Origin of the sequence: Celerinatantimonas diazotrophica (genome assembly GCF_004339545.1) — a bacterium.
GTDB classification, from domain to species: Bacteria; Pseudomonadota; Gammaproteobacteria; order Enterobacterales; family Celerinatantimonadaceae; genus Celerinatantimonas; species Celerinatantimonas diazotrophica.
Genome location: NZ_SMGD01000006.1, coordinates 43,036 through 56,292 on the forward strand (window position 1 = coordinate 43,036; position 13,257 = coordinate 56,292).

12 protein-coding genes are annotated in these 13,257 nt (G+C 48.0%); 11 read left to right on the forward strand and 1 reads right to left on the reverse strand.

What is annotated here, in order from left to right:
- Positions 1 to 12 precede the first annotated feature (12 nt).
- The 11 genes from EV690_RS02715 (at position 13) to hypF (ending at position 12,827) form a co-directional block, all read left to right on the forward strand.
- On the forward strand, positions 13 to 1,452 hold the full coding sequence (locus EV690_RS02715) for a hydrogenase 4 subunit D (protein ID WP_131911423.1): 1,440 nt from the start codon (positions 13 to 15) through the stop codon (positions 1,450 to 1,452).
- Between the two features lie 9 nt (positions 1,453 to 1,461).
- Complete coding sequence (gene hyfE / locus EV690_RS02720) at positions 1,462 to 2,109, forward strand: hydrogenase 4 membrane subunit (protein ID WP_131911410.1); 648 nt, start codon at positions 1,462 to 1,464, stop codon at positions 2,107 to 2,109.
- Between the two features lie 6 nt (positions 2,110 to 2,115).
- A complete protein-coding gene (locus EV690_RS02725) occupies positions 2,116 to 3,696 on the forward strand; it encodes a hydrogenase 4 subunit F (protein ID WP_131911411.1) in 1,581 nt (526 codons plus the stop codon).
- Positions 3,689 to 5,410 (forward strand): hydrogenase large subunit, encoded by a 1,722-nt coding sequence (locus tag EV690_RS02730; RefSeq protein WP_131911412.1) that lies wholly within the window; start codon positions 3,689 to 3,691, stop codon positions 5,408 to 5,410. Before EV690_RS02725 ends, EV690_RS02730 begins: the two co-directional genes overlap by 8 nt.
- Before the next feature lie 20 nt (positions 5,411 to 5,430).
- Complete coding sequence (locus tag EV690_RS02735; protein ID WP_131911413.1) at positions 5,431 to 5,979, forward strand: formate hydrogenlyase complex iron-sulfur subunit; 549 nt, start codon at positions 5,431 to 5,433, stop codon at positions 5,977 to 5,979.
- Positions 5,976 to 6,746 carry an NADH-quinone oxidoreductase subunit B family protein gene (locus tag EV690_RS02740; protein WP_131911414.1) on the forward strand — a complete coding sequence of 257 codons (771 nt, stop codon included), beginning with the start codon at positions 5,976 to 5,978 and terminating at the stop codon, positions 6,744 to 6,746. Before EV690_RS02735 ends, EV690_RS02740 begins: the two co-directional genes overlap by 4 nt.
- Entirely contained in the window at positions 6,743 to 7,147 is a 405-nt protein-coding gene (gene hycH, locus EV690_RS02745; RefSeq protein WP_131911415.1) for a formate hydrogenlyase maturation protein HycH, read from the forward strand. The genes EV690_RS02740 and hycH overlap by 4 nt, the downstream gene beginning before the upstream one ends.
- Position 7,148: 1 nt before the next feature.
- On the forward strand, positions 7,149 to 7,634 hold the full coding sequence (gene hycI / locus EV690_RS02750; RefSeq protein WP_131911424.1) for a hydrogenase maturation peptidase HycI: 486 nt from the start codon (positions 7,149 to 7,151) through the stop codon (positions 7,632 to 7,634).
- A 181-nt stretch (positions 7,635 to 7,815) separates the two neighbouring features.
- Positions 7,816 to 8,358 (forward strand): electron transport protein HydN, encoded by a 543-nt coding sequence (hydN, locus tag EV690_RS02755; protein WP_131911416.1) that lies wholly within the window; start codon positions 7,816 to 7,818, stop codon positions 8,356 to 8,358.
- A gap of 17 nt (positions 8,359 to 8,375) precedes the next feature.
- On the forward strand, positions 8,376 to 10,538 hold the full coding sequence (gene fdhF, locus EV690_RS02760) for a formate dehydrogenase subunit alpha (protein WP_131911417.1): 2,163 nt from the start codon (positions 8,376 to 8,378) through the stop codon (positions 10,536 to 10,538).
- 6 nt (positions 10,539 to 10,544) lie between these two features.
- Positions 10,545 to 12,827, forward strand: coding sequence for a carbamoyltransferase HypF (hypF, locus tag EV690_RS02765; RefSeq protein ID WP_131911418.1), 2,283 nt, complete (start codon positions 10,545 to 10,547; stop codon positions 12,825 to 12,827).
- A 22-nt stretch (positions 12,828 to 12,849) separates the two neighbouring features.
- Here the strand turns inward: hypF and EV690_RS02770 are convergent.
- Positions 12,850 to 13,257: methylated-DNA--[protein]-cysteine S-methyltransferase (locus EV690_RS02770; protein WP_131911419.1), on the reverse strand; the 408-nt coding region annotated here is incomplete at its 5' end.

Consider the following 13,257-nt stretch of genomic DNA (forward strand, 5'->3'; position numbering starts at 1 on the left):
TTGTTTTTCATGATGATGCATATAGCCCTGGCAACGATGCTTTTGCCGTTTATCGGGGCGCTGTTGATTGCCATTTTACCGAAACGATATGGGCCTGTGCTCTGCTCGTTATTCGCGCTGGTGGCGACACTGGGAATGGCTTCTTTAGCCTATTTGTTCTGGCAAAACGGTCAGCACGAGACCACTTTGATTCTTTATCAGGTCGGTCACGCTCAGTTGTTTGGTTTCCGTCTGGATAAAGTCAGTTTGCTGATTGGCTTTGCAGTGGTGTCGCTCGGCTTTTTAGTTAGCCTTTACTCATGTGGTTATATGAGTATGGGTAACCGAGAACATCCACAGACAGGTGATAATCGTTACTGGGCCTTTTTGCTGGTCTTCATCGGGGCCATGGCGGGTTTAACCCTCTCGTCAACCATCTTAGGTCAGCTGCTGTTTTTTGAAATTACCGGCGGTTGTTCGTGGGCTTTGATTGGCTATTACCAGAGCGAGAAGTCCCTCAAAGCCGCGCTTAAAGCCTTGTTGGTCACCCATATTGCCTCTTTGGGGTTGTACATTGCCGCCGCTTGGTTGTTTGCCAAAACTGGCACCTTCGATCTGGCGGCTATGGCTCAGCTTGATGAACCGAGCAAATTGGTTGTGATTGGCGGCATCTTGTTTGCTGCCTGGGGAAAATCAGCGCAGTTGCCGATGCATGTTTGGTTGCCGGATGCGATGGAGGCACCAACGCCAGTGAGTGCGTATCTGCATGCGGCATCGATGGTCAAAGTCGGGGTGTATATCTTTGCTCGGGCGATTCTCTCTGCCGGAAATGTGCCGCACATTATTGGGGTCGTTGGGGTTGTCATGGCCGTGATTACGCTGATTTATGGCTTCTTTATGTATCTGCCGCAAAAAGATATGAAGCGCTTGTTGGCCTACTCAACGATTACCCAGTTGTCTTATATCTTTTTGGCACTATCGCTGTCGATTTTTGGCTCACACGAAGCATTTAATGCTGGGGTCTCTTATATCTTCAACCACGCTTATGCGAAAAGCTTGTTCTTCTTAGTCGCTGGTGCCTTGAGTTATAGCTGCGGTACTCGTTTATTACCACGCTTTAAAGGAATGATACATAAATTGCCGCTGTTAGGTATTGGCTTTTGTGTTGCGGCGATGGCGGTAGCCGGGGTGCCACCGTTTAACGGCTTCTTTAGTAAATTCCCGCTGTTTGCTGCAGGTTTTGCCATTAGTGCCAAACAACTGTGGTTAGTTCCGTTGCTGATCGTGGTGCTCTTGGAGTCGGTTGCCAGTTTTGCCTGGTTCTTACACTGGTTCGGCAAAACTGTTCCTGGGGAGCCTTCAGAAACCATTGCCAATGCGAGCGAAGTGCCCGTATCGATGAAATTGGTTTTGGTGGTACTGATCATTATGTCACTTATATCGAGCGTGATTGCTGCGCTCTGGTTGCAATAGGAAAGGATTATGACCGGAAGTTATCTTGTCATTCAAATAGCCGGACTGCTGATTATCACTTCGATGCTGGTCATCATTGCCCGGCGGCCAACCACGGCGGCTTGGCTGTATAGTCTGCAATCGTTGGTATTGGTGGCCACTTTTATTGCATTAGGGCATCTGCTTGGCGCAGATGAACTGTATAAGTGGTCGATTAGTGCCTTTGTCACCAAGGTGGTTTTGGTGCCGGGGATCATGTTATTGGCGCTGCGCAAAATGGACCGTTCGCCAGTCCCCCCGCTGATTAGTACGCCTGTGTTGGTGGCCATCGCGGTGGTGATTGTTTTAATTAGCTTTGCTGCGGTTGAACCCGTTACGTTACCGATGAATCCCGCACTTAAGCCAGTATTGGCGATTTCACTGGGCCATTTTTTACTGGGCATTTTATGCATTGTTAGTCAACGCAATATCCTTAAACAGATTTTTGGATATTGCCTGATGGAAAACGGCGCCCATTTGACGCTGGCGCTGTTGGCATATCGAGCCCCCGAACTGGTCGAAATTGGTATTGCGACTGACTCTATTTTTGCGGTTATCGTGATGGTGCTGATGGTTCGTAAGATTTACCGGACATTGAACACCTTAGATGTCCGTCAACTGACACAACTGAAAGGGTGATTAAGGATGAGTAATAATGAACTAATGTTCACCCTGCTGGCCATTCCGCTGGTCGCATCGGCGTTAACGTTTGCCTGCCAATGGCTTTTTACCAATAAAAAAATCTGGGTCAGCACATTCCATACGATTGCCATTGTGCTGCTCTTGGTCTTCACCGTGTATGGAACTTGTGCGGTTTATGCTCAGGGCGACATTTTTGCGCTTGGCAATTGGTTTCATATTGATAGTTTAGCTGCATTATTTATGGCTATTTTGGGACTGATAGGCTTTATGACAGGCCTCCACTCGATTGGCTATATGAATCACGAACTTGCCCATGGTGAAGTCAGTGAAACAACACTGTGTAATTACTATGGATTGTTTCACTTGTTTTTGTTCACGATGTTATTGGCCATCACCAGTAATAACTTGATTTTAATGTGGGCGGCGGTGGAAGCAACCACGATCAGTTCAGCCTTTTTGGTCGCGATATATGGTAAACGAACTTCGCTTGAAGCTGGCTGGAAGTACATCATTATCTGTACAGTCGGGGTCGCATTTGGTCTGTACGCAACAATTTTGGTGTACGCCAATGCTGTGCAAGTGATGCCCGATCCCAATCAGGCCATATTCTATAGCGCTGTGTTGCCATATGCCAAAATGCTGGATCCAACGCTGATGAAATTGGCATTTGTGTTTGCCCTGATTGGTTTTGGGACGAAAACTGGGTTATTCCCCATGCATGCTTGGTTACCGGATGCCCATAGTGAAGCAGCCAGCCCAACCAGTGCACTACTTTCGGCGGTACTTCTAAACTGTGCATTGCTGATTATCATCCGTTTTCATGTGTTGGTCAGTGCCACTATCGGGAGTGCTTTCTCTCAACATCTGTTACTGATTTTTGGTTTCTTGTCGGTTGCCGTGGCTGCATTGCTGATTTTAGTGCAGCGCGATATGAAACGGCTGTTGGCCTATTCCAGTGTCGAAAATATGGGGTTTATTGCTCTGGCACTTGGCATCGGTGGTCCGCTTGGGACATTGGCGGCCATGTTGCATACCTTAAACCATAGTCTGGCAAAAACCTTGTTGTTCTGTGGCTCCGGTAACGTCTTACTCAAATATGGTAGCCGCGACCTGAATGTCGTTAAAGGTGTTCTGCGTTTAACTCCCCTCACCGGAGTCCTACTCGCGGGTGGGGCTTTGGCATTGGGTGGGATGCCACCTTTTAATGTCTTTTTAAGCGAACTGCTCACTGTGACGGCGGGCATTCGAAGTGGCCATTTCTGGTTAATTGGATTTTTGTTGATTTTGTTAACCATTGTATTGGCCGGTTTGGTTCGATTGATTGCCAAGGCGATTTTAGGCCCATGTCCTGATTCGCTGCCGAAAGGCGAATTGGGTTGGTTAACCACAACACCAATGGCGTTGTTGCTGGCTCTGATGCTGTTGATGGGGACTCATATTCCACATTCAGTCAGCCAGTTATTAACACAAGCTTCTCAAGTTGTGATGCATGTTGAATCTGTGCCACAAAATCTGGCGGCAAGCTCAGCGCTGCCGTCTTCTTTTTCTCCCTCGGCTGTATCTTTGGAGTTAACCCGTGACTGAACAATTTTCTCAAAGCACAAAAGGTGCGCAGTATCTGGCGAAAGTCGGCGAAAAATTTCCAAATGCGGTGTTAGCCAGCGAATGGCAGACCGCTGACCAGTTGACCATCACGGTCAAACTTAACGCGTTGCCGGATGTGGTCGAATATGTTTATTACCAGCTAGGTGGCTGGCTGTCGGTTCTATTTGGTAATGATGAACGTAAACTCAATGGTCATTACGGCCTTTATTACGTGTTGTCGATGGAACAAGGTGAAAAATGCTGGGTTACCATTAAGGTATTGGTGAACGAAGCGGTTCCAGAATTCCCATCAGTGACACCGAAAGTCCCTGCCGCCGTTTGGGGTGAGCGTGAAGTCCGTGATATGTACGGTTTGATTCCGGTCGGATTGCCAGATGAACGACGGTTGGTCCTACCTGATGACTGGCCAGAAGATCTCTATCCACTGCGTAAAGATAGTATGGATTACCGGCAGCGTCCGGCACCTACGACTGATCGAGAAACGTATCCATTTGACAATGAACTAGGCGATGCCAGTAACCAGGTGGTACCAATCGGTCCATTGCATGTTACCTCTGACGAACCCGGTCATTTTCGTCTGTTTGTTGATGGAGAACAGATCGTTGATGCCGATTACCGGTTATTTTATGTTCATCGGGGCATGGAAAAATTGGCCGAAACTCGTATGGGTTATAACGAAGTTACTTTCCTTGCAGATCGGGTGTGTGGGATTTGTGGGTTTGCTCATAGCACGGCTTATGCCACCTCAGTAGAAAATGCGATGGGGATTGAAGTGCCTGATCGCGCCAAAATGATTCGCTCTATTTTGCTCGAGATCGAACGGTTGCATAGCCACCTTTTGAACTTGGGGTTGGCATGCCACTTTACGGGTTTTGATTCTGGATTTATGCAGTTTTTCCGGGTGCGAGAAAAATCGATGAAGATGGCCGAGATCCTCACTGGTGCTCGTAAAACCTATGGACTGAACCTCATCGGGGGGATCCGTCGTGACATTCTAAAAGAGGACATGATCGCAACTCGTAAGCTGGCTCAGCAGATGCGCCGAGAAGTTAAGGATTTGCTGGATGTCATGATGAGCACGCCGAATATGGAACAGCGTGGTGTCGGCGTAGGGCGTTTGGATCCACAGATTGCGCGTGATTTCAGTAACGTCGGGCCTATGGTGCGAGCCAGTGGCCATGCCCGCGATACCCGCAGTGACCATCCTTTTGCTGGCTATGACTTGATGCCGATGAAGGTTCACAGCGAAAACGGATGCGATGTGATGTCGCGTCTGATGGTGCGAGTGGACGAAGTGTTTACCGCGTTAAATCTGATTGATTATGGCTTGGATAATTTGCCGCAGGGACCATTGATGGTCGAAGGGTTTACCTATCAGCCGAATAAATTTGCACTGGGCTTTTGTGAAGCGCCGCGTGGCGATGATATTCATTGGAGCATGACCGGTGATAACCAGAAACTTTATCGCTGGCGATGCCGTGCGGCCACTTATGCGAACTGGCCAACACTGCGTTATATGTTGCGGGGAAATACGGTTTCGGATGCGCCACTCATTATTGGCAGCCTTGATCCTTGTTATTCATGCACAGACCGGGTGACCTTTATCGATGTTAATAAACGGCGTAGCAAAACGGTCTCTTATAAAGAGGTCGAACGCTATGGCATTGAACGTAAAAATTCACCGCTGAAATAAAGGGTCGGAGAGCGTAAATCATGCTGAAATTTTTTAAAAAAGCACTAAAAACCGGAGTTGTTACCGGAACTGATCCTCTGACCCCTCCGGATGTTGATAAAAACTTTCGTGGTAAACCTGAACACGATAGTTCGCAGTGCATTGCTTGTGGGGCCTGTATCAATGCATGCCCGGCCAATGCGCTATCAGTCGAAACAGATATTGCCACCAATACGCAACACTGGTCACTCTTTCTGGGGCGCTGCATTTTCTGCGCACGCTGTGAAGAAGTGTGTCCAACCGGGGCAATTGAATTGGGCCAAGATGTGCAGATGGCGGCTTGGAATAAAGATGATCTGTATATCAAAGCAGATTTTCCAATTCAACATTGCCGTGAATGTGGTCAACCCTTTGCCGTGACGAAAGAGCTTGAGTATGCCAAAGAGGTGTTGTTGCAAAGTGGTCAATACACCGATGAGCAAAGCCTGATTGAACAGCTTTATACCTGTCCAGAATGCAAACGAAAACAGAATGTTACCCAGTCGCAGCGAGTACAAATTGGTCGATTATTACGGGAGGAAAAAGTATGAGTGAATTGATTGGACCTCGTGATAGTCAGGGACAACCGATCCCGGTCAGTGTCGATGAAACTGTCGCGCAGATGAAACGCACTTTGCTGAATCAAATTGGCCGCTCTGCATATGTCTATCGCGTTGATTGCGGGGGATGTAATGCCTGTGAAATTGAAATCTTTGCATCAATTTCCCCCCTTTTTGATGCGGAACGTTTTGGGATTAAAGTGGTTCCCTCACCAAGACATGCCGATATTTTACTATATACCGGAGCAGTGACCCGTTCGATGCGCGTTCCGGCACTGCTTGCGTACGACTCGGCACCAGATCCAAAAATTGTCGTCTCCTACGGTGCTTGCGGCAATAGTGGGGGTATTTTCCATGACCTTTATTGTGTCTGGGGAGGGACTGATAAAATTTTGCCAGTCGATGTGTACATTCCTGGCTGTCCTCCTACACCCGCCGCAACGTTGTATGGTCTAGCGATGGCTTTAGGACTGTTGGAGCAGAAAATTCATGCGCGCGATAGTTCTGAAAATGATCTCAAAGCTGCTGAAATTCGACACCCGAAAGTGGCTCCGAGTCTGCGGGTGGCCATCGAGAGAAAAGCGCGCGAGTTGGCAGGGTATCGCTATGGCCACCAGATTGCCGATGAGTTTTTAGCATTACTTGTAAAACCGCGCACTGAGCTTGCGCTCAGCAGTTTTTTACAAGAGCGCAATGATCCGCGTTTAACTGAAATTATGATGCAGTTGGCGCAACTGACCGATGAGATCCGAGTATGAGTGAAACGGTGACCTTTTTTGCTCTACGGCGCAAGTTTATCGATGAAAAAGACAGCCCGGCGCAAAGCCAGCAGCTGGTTTATTACGGCTTAGCAATTGGTCATCACTTAGGGGTGATCGACTGCTTTGAGCCAGAATTTAGTTGTGATTACGCTGATTATCAGCGCTGGCTTGAGTTGATTGACGAGCCCTATGCCCATGCCAAATTAGCCGGTTTACCGAAATATGGTGAAATCATTATTGATGCATCTCATGTGGTGATGTTGGCCACCGCACTGAAGGCAATGAATGAAGATTGCGAACCCCGATTTATCAACTGGCGCGATCAATTGATGCAATTGCTTAAGATGATCCAACAGGAAAAAGCTATTCATCTGATTGTCCGGAGGCTTAATGACTAATATAACCCAAGCCCTTTTATGTGTTGGTAACGACATGATGGGCGATGACGGTGCCGGCGTATTGCTGGCTAACTTGCTCAAAGAACATCAGAGCGATTGGCAGATTTATGTCGGTGGCAGCTTTCCTGAAGGGGAGACGGCTGCTATTCGCCAGAGCGCCCCTCAGACCTTAGTGATTGTCGATGCCACTGAAATGGGGCTGCCACCGGGCGCGATTCGCCAAATTGATCCCGCCATGATCGGCGAAATGATGCTGATGAGCACTCATAGTATGCCGCTTAATTTTCTTATCGACGACTTAAAAGAAGTGGTTGATGAAGTGGTGATGATTGGCATTCAGCCTGACATCGTCGGATTTTGCTACCCCATGACTGAAGCGGTGAAGGAGGCCTGCGCCCAGTTAGCATCTTTACTGAATGATGCTGATGGGAGTTGGCGGCAACTTCCGCAACTGGTTGATGACACGACTGACGAACCCTGCGCTTAGATGTCGTCATCTTCGTCATTTGTGTCGAAAAGACGAGAGAAACAGACAAATCTGATGTCGTTATTTTTAGTTAATTGATTGAAATATATGTAAAAAATAAGTTGGCTTGGATTATGTATAACATATACAAAACAGCGGTATCTAGGCAGCTTTATACCGAATACTAACAATGGGAGTGCTCATGAATCGTTTTATCTTAGCGGATGCGAACAAATGCATCGGCTGTCGGACTTGTGAGGTAGCCTGTGTCGTGGCTCACGATGCTCACGGCGATGTAACCGAAGTTGATCCAATTAATTTCACTCCGCGAATTCGAGTGATCAAAGGTGGCAATATCAGTACTGCCACTTTATGTCGTCAGTGCGAAGATGCCCCATGTGCGAATGTTTGCCCTAATGGTGCGATTCGTCGTGAAGGCGATTTTATTCATGTCCTGCAAGATCGCTGCATCGGTTGTAAAACCTGTGTCGTAGCTTGCCCTTATGGTGCCATGGAAGTGGTGACTCACCCGGTAGTGCGCAATACCGGTGCGGCGGTTAATGTCGTTGTGGAAAAAGCCGAAGCTAACAAATGTGACCTGTGTTATGACAAACCTGAAGGCCCATCGTGTGTCAGCGTCTGTCCGACCAAAGCTCTGCGGTGTGTTGATCGCAATGAATTGGCCAAAATGAATGCTGAAAAACGCCGTCGTGCTGCACTCGATGCCAGCGCCTCTATTTTTTAAGATTTCAGGATATAAAGATGAAAAAAGTAACTACTGTATGTCCTTATTGTGGGGCTGGCTGTAAATTAAATCTGGTTGTCGAAGATGGCAAAATCATTCGCGCCGAAGGCGCTGATGGTGCTACCAACCAAAATGAGTTATGTCTAAAAGGCTACTACGGTTGGGATTTCTTAAACGATACCAAATTATTAACACCACGGATTCGTGAACCGATGATCCGGCGTAAACGCGGTGAACCATTTGAAGTGGTTAGCTGGGATGAAGCGATTAAATACACCGCGAAACGCTTAAGCGAAATTAAAGAAAAATACGGTCCTCGTTCCATTATGACCACTGGCTCATCGCGTGGTACTGGTAACGAAACGAACTTTGTGATGCAAAAATTTGCGCGTGCTGTGATTGGCGCGAACAATGTCGATTGCTGCGCTCGTGTTTGTCATGGTCCATCGGTAGCAGGGCTTCGTGAAACACTCGGCAACGGTGCGATGAGTATCTCAATCTCTGGGATTGAAAAATCAAACTGTTTATTAGTCTTTGGTTATAACTGTGCCGACTCTCATCCGATTGTGGCTCGCCGTGTTGTTAAAGCTCGCGAAAATGGCGCAAAAATTATTGTTTGTGACCCACGCAAAATTGAAACGGCCCGAATTGCCGATCAGCATTTGCAGTTGAACAATGGTTCTAACATGGCGCTGGTGAATGCCTTCATTCACACGTTGATTGAAGAAAATCTCTACGATAAAGAATATGTTGCTAAATATACCGAAGGGTATGAAACACTTTGGGATGTCGTAAAAGATTACTCACCTGAAAAAGTTGAAGAGATTACGGGTGTGCCTGCAGGTGATGTTCGCCAAGCGATGCGCACATACGCTGCTGCCCCATCGGCTGTCATCATGTGGGGGATGGGCGTGACTCAATTCGGTCAGGGCACTGAAGTGGTCAAAGGTCTGTCAACGGTTGCTGCCTTAACCGGTAACTTAGGTCGAGAAGGTGCCGGTGTTGCGCCTGTTCGTGGTCAAAATAACGTTCAAGGTGGCTGTGACATGGGCGTTCTGCCTGATTTGTTCCCCGGCTATCAAAAAGTGACTGATCCAGCTGTTCGCGAGAAATTTGCGAAAGCTTGGAATATCGACCCTGAAAAAATGGATAAAGAAGTTGGGGTTCGTATTACCCAGGTGCCACATCTGGCTCTAGAAGGGAAAGTCAAAGCCTACTACATCATGGGTGAAGATCCGCTGCAAACCGAAGCTGACTTAGGGTTAGTTCGTAAAGGAATGGAAGCGCTTGATTTCTTGGTCGTGCAGGATATCTTTATGACCAAAACGGCTTCCCAAGCTGATGTGTTACTGCCAGCTACCTCGTGGGGTGAACATGGTGGGGTCTTTACGTGTGCCGATCGTGGCTTCCAGCGGTTTGAAAAAGCGATTGAACCCAAATACAACGTCAAACGTGATTGGGAAATCATTTCACTGCTAGCCACTGAAATGGGTTATCCAATGCACTATGATAACAACCAACAGATCTGGGATGAACTGCGTGAGTTATGCCCACTGTATTACGGTGCAACTTACGAAAAAATGGAAGGGTTAGGGCACGTTCAATGGCCATGTCCGACGTTGGATCACCCAGGGACACCATTCTTGTACAAAGAAAATGAATTTTCAACTCCGAGCGGGAAAGCTCAATTATTTGCTACTGCATGGCGCAGTCCGGCTGAACGACCAAGTAAAGATTTCCCTCTGGTGTTGTGTACTGTCCGTGAAGTGGGTCATTATTCATGTCGTTCTATGAGTGGTAACTGTGCTGCATTACGTACCTTGGCTGATGAACCCGGATTTGTACAAATGAATCCTGCAGATGCGCAGAAACTGGGGATCGATGATCAGCAGCTCGTATGGGTTGAATCGCCTCGTGGTAAAGTGATTACTCGTGCCAACTATAATGACCGGATCAACAAAGGCGCGGTTTATATGACTTACCAATGGTGGATTGGTGCTTGTAATGAGTTGACTCAGGATAATCTGGATCCAACTTCAAAAACACCTGAAACTAAATACTGCGCGGTGAAAGTGAGTGCTATTGCCGATCAAATTTGGGCTGAAAATCATACGGCTCAAGTTTACAATGAGTTAAAAGCACGGCTTCGTAGTGCAGTAGATCAAGCTGTTGGTGCTTAAATTGGTATGAATCAGGCGGTTGCGATTCGTATTCAGGGAACGATTCAAGGGGTAGGATTTCGCCCGTTTATCTGGCAGTTGGCTAAGCGTTATCAACTGTGTGGGGATGTTTGTAATGACGGCTCTGGGGTATTAATCAGAGCCTATCCTATTCCTGATTTGCAGCGTTTTACGCAAGATTTACGAATGCATGCACCGCCTTTGTCTGATGTTCAAAACGTGGGGTGGCAGTTTTTTCACTGGCATCAGCCGCCCCCGAATTTTTCTATTCGAGCCAGTTGTCTTGATGGCAGTCAAACCGCTATTGCACCTGATGCCGCAACGTGCCCAGAGTGTTTAGCTGAAATTTTTTCCCCAACTAGCCATCGCTACCGTTACCCGTTTACCACTTGTACACACTGTGGCCCTCGTTTTAGTGTGATAGAAGCACTGCCTTATGATCGTGAACGCACGACTTTGCATGAATTTCCCTTGTGTTCTGATTGTTTAAGTGAGTATCACTCGCCTGATAACCGGCGTTTCCATGCTGAGTCAACGGCTTGCCCTGATTGCGGGCCCAAACTCATTTGGCTCGATCATAGCCCCCATGTTCGCCATCTTGACCCACTTGCGACGGCACTTGCAACCTTGCAAGAGGGGAAAATTATATTACTCAAAGGGTTAGGTGGTTTTCATCTGGTTTGTGACGCGACCAATGAGCAAACTCTGGCAACCTTGCGCCAGCGCAAACAACGGGTGAGTAAACCATTTGCATTGATGGTCCCTAATCATCAGTGGTTAGCTAAATTAGTTGTGCCAGAGCAATTAGCCGTGGCACATCGGTTACTCAGTTCAAGCGCGGCGCCCATTGGCTTATTTCGTCGGCGGATCGATGCGCCCATAGCCTCCTTAGTGGCACCGAGGCTCGATGAGCTAGGCCTTATTTATCCATCTAATCCGTTGCACCATCTAATTGCCCGAGAATTCAACCGACCGTTGGTGTTAACCTCGGCGAATCAGTCAGCACTGGCTCCCATGCTTGATGATGAACACGTTTGGGAAACACTGGGCCCTTTGGTCGATGGCATGCTTGGTCACAACCGTAAGATTGTAACTCGAGTCGATGACTCGCTGTTACGCTTAGATCACCAGCAACAAGCGGTGCTGCTACGGCGCAGTCGCGGTTATGTGCCGCAAAGCAGCCTAATGGATGAAGTTCTCATGCTGGCTGCACCATTGTTGGCGATGGGGGCTGATCTTAAAAACACGTTTGCACTGGCAAGAAACCGAGAAGTGATTTTAAGTGCCCACTTCGGTGATCTGACGTCATTGTCGGTGCAAAATCAGTATCAGCAAGCGATTGAGCATTACCTGAAGTTGTATCAGCTCCATCCGGAACATATCGTCATTGATGCTCATCCGGGGTATTACAGCCATCAGATAGGGCGAATGTTGGCTGAGCAACTCAATGCGCAGGTGGTTAAGGTGTATCATCATCATGCGCACGTTGCTGCAGCAATGGTTGAGGCTCAGGTGAAAGCAAACCAGCAGGTGGTCGGGATCTGTTTGGATGGTTTGGGGATGGGGCCCAATGGGACCTGGTGGGGCGGTGAGTGTCTGGTCGCCGACTACCAAAGTTTTGAGCATGTCGGTGGGTTGCCTGCGGTGGCTCTCCCGGGAGCAAATTTAGCCGCGCGCCAGCCGTGGCGAAATCTATTAGCGCAGTGGTTAGCATTTGTGCCGAACTGGTCTGAACGTTGGCCAAACGATCTAGCCGATTGTCCCGTTCAACCACTGAGCGCAGCCATAGCTAGGCAGGTGAACTCACCGCTTGCCAGCTCTGCTGGGCGTTTGTTCGATGCGGTTGCTGCTTATCTTGGTTGCTCACCAAGAGTGCTTGATTATGAAGGGCAGGCGGCTATCAGCCTTGAACAGTTAGCGATGCAGGTGAGCAGTTTACCTACGTCTTTAACCATGGCTTTAGTGCCATGTGGCGATCAGTATTATTTGGATATGACTGATTTTTGGCAACAATGGCTGAGTGTCAAAGGTTCACGAGCACAAAAAGCATGGTTATTTCATGATGCGTTGGCTAATGGTTTTGCTCAGTTGGCCCTTAAGGTGGCCGATGCGCGTCGTATCGAGACGATAGTGCTCTGCGGAGGGGTGATGAATAACCTGCTGTTGCGCTCACGCTTCGAATACTATCTAAAGTCCAAACGGGTTATTTGTGCACGGCAATATCCATGTGGGGATGGGGGATTGGCTCTGGGACAAGCGGCGATCGGTGCCGCTCAGTTACAGATATAGGCAAGTCACCGTGATTGCGCATTCATACTGACAAAGGTTGTGGTAAGTAGTCTTGTTCCAGTTCTAGCAACTGCTGTTTAATTTCGACCCCGCTAGCAAACCCGACCAGCTGACCATTGCGGCCAATTACTCGGTGGCAAGGAATGATGATAGGGAGGCGATTTCTGTTGTTTGCCATACCAACGGCTCTTGCCGCGCCCGGTTTACCCAGTGCCAGCGCAATGTCCTTATAACTTCGCGTCTGCGCATAAGGGATCTGGCGTAGTTGTTGGTAGACCTGCTGTTGAAATTCTGTTCCTGAAATATCTAATGCGACGCTAAATTGCTGACGCTTACCTAGGGACTGTTGATCTTTCGTGGTGGTTTTTTGAACGGCATGGTAAAGGGTTATAATTTGCTTCGCCAAAAGTAAAACCATGAACCAATACCA

Coding starts and splice junctions, on each gene's coding strand:
- fdhF (WP_131911417.1), top strand. CDS start 8,376: ATGAAAAAAGTAACTACTGTATGTCCTTATTGTGGGGCTGGCTGTAAA.
- EV690_RS02735 (WP_131911413.1), top strand. CDS start 5,431: ATGCTGAAATTTTTTAAAAAAGCACTAAAAACCGGAGTTGTTACCGGA.
- hydN (WP_131911416.1), top strand. CDS start 7,816: ATGAATCGTTTTATCTTAGCGGATGCGAACAAATGCATCGGCTGTCGG.
- hyfE (WP_131911410.1), top strand. CDS start 1,462: ATGACCGGAAGTTATCTTGTCATTCAAATAGCCGGACTGCTGATTATC.
- hycH (WP_131911415.1), top strand. CDS start 6,743: ATGAGTGAAACGGTGACCTTTTTTGCTCTACGGCGCAAGTTTATCGAT.
- EV690_RS02715 (WP_131911423.1), top strand. CDS start 13: ATGATGCATATAGCCCTGGCAACGATGCTTTTGCCGTTTATCGGGGCG.
- EV690_RS02740 (WP_131911414.1), top strand. CDS start 5,976: ATGAGTGAATTGATTGGACCTCGTGATAGTCAGGGACAACCGATCCCG.
- hypF (WP_131911418.1), top strand. CDS start 10,545: ATGAATCAGGCGGTTGCGATTCGTATTCAGGGAACGATTCAAGGGGTA.
- EV690_RS02725 (WP_131911411.1), top strand. CDS start 2,116: ATGAGTAATAATGAACTAATGTTCACCCTGCTGGCCATTCCGCTGGTC.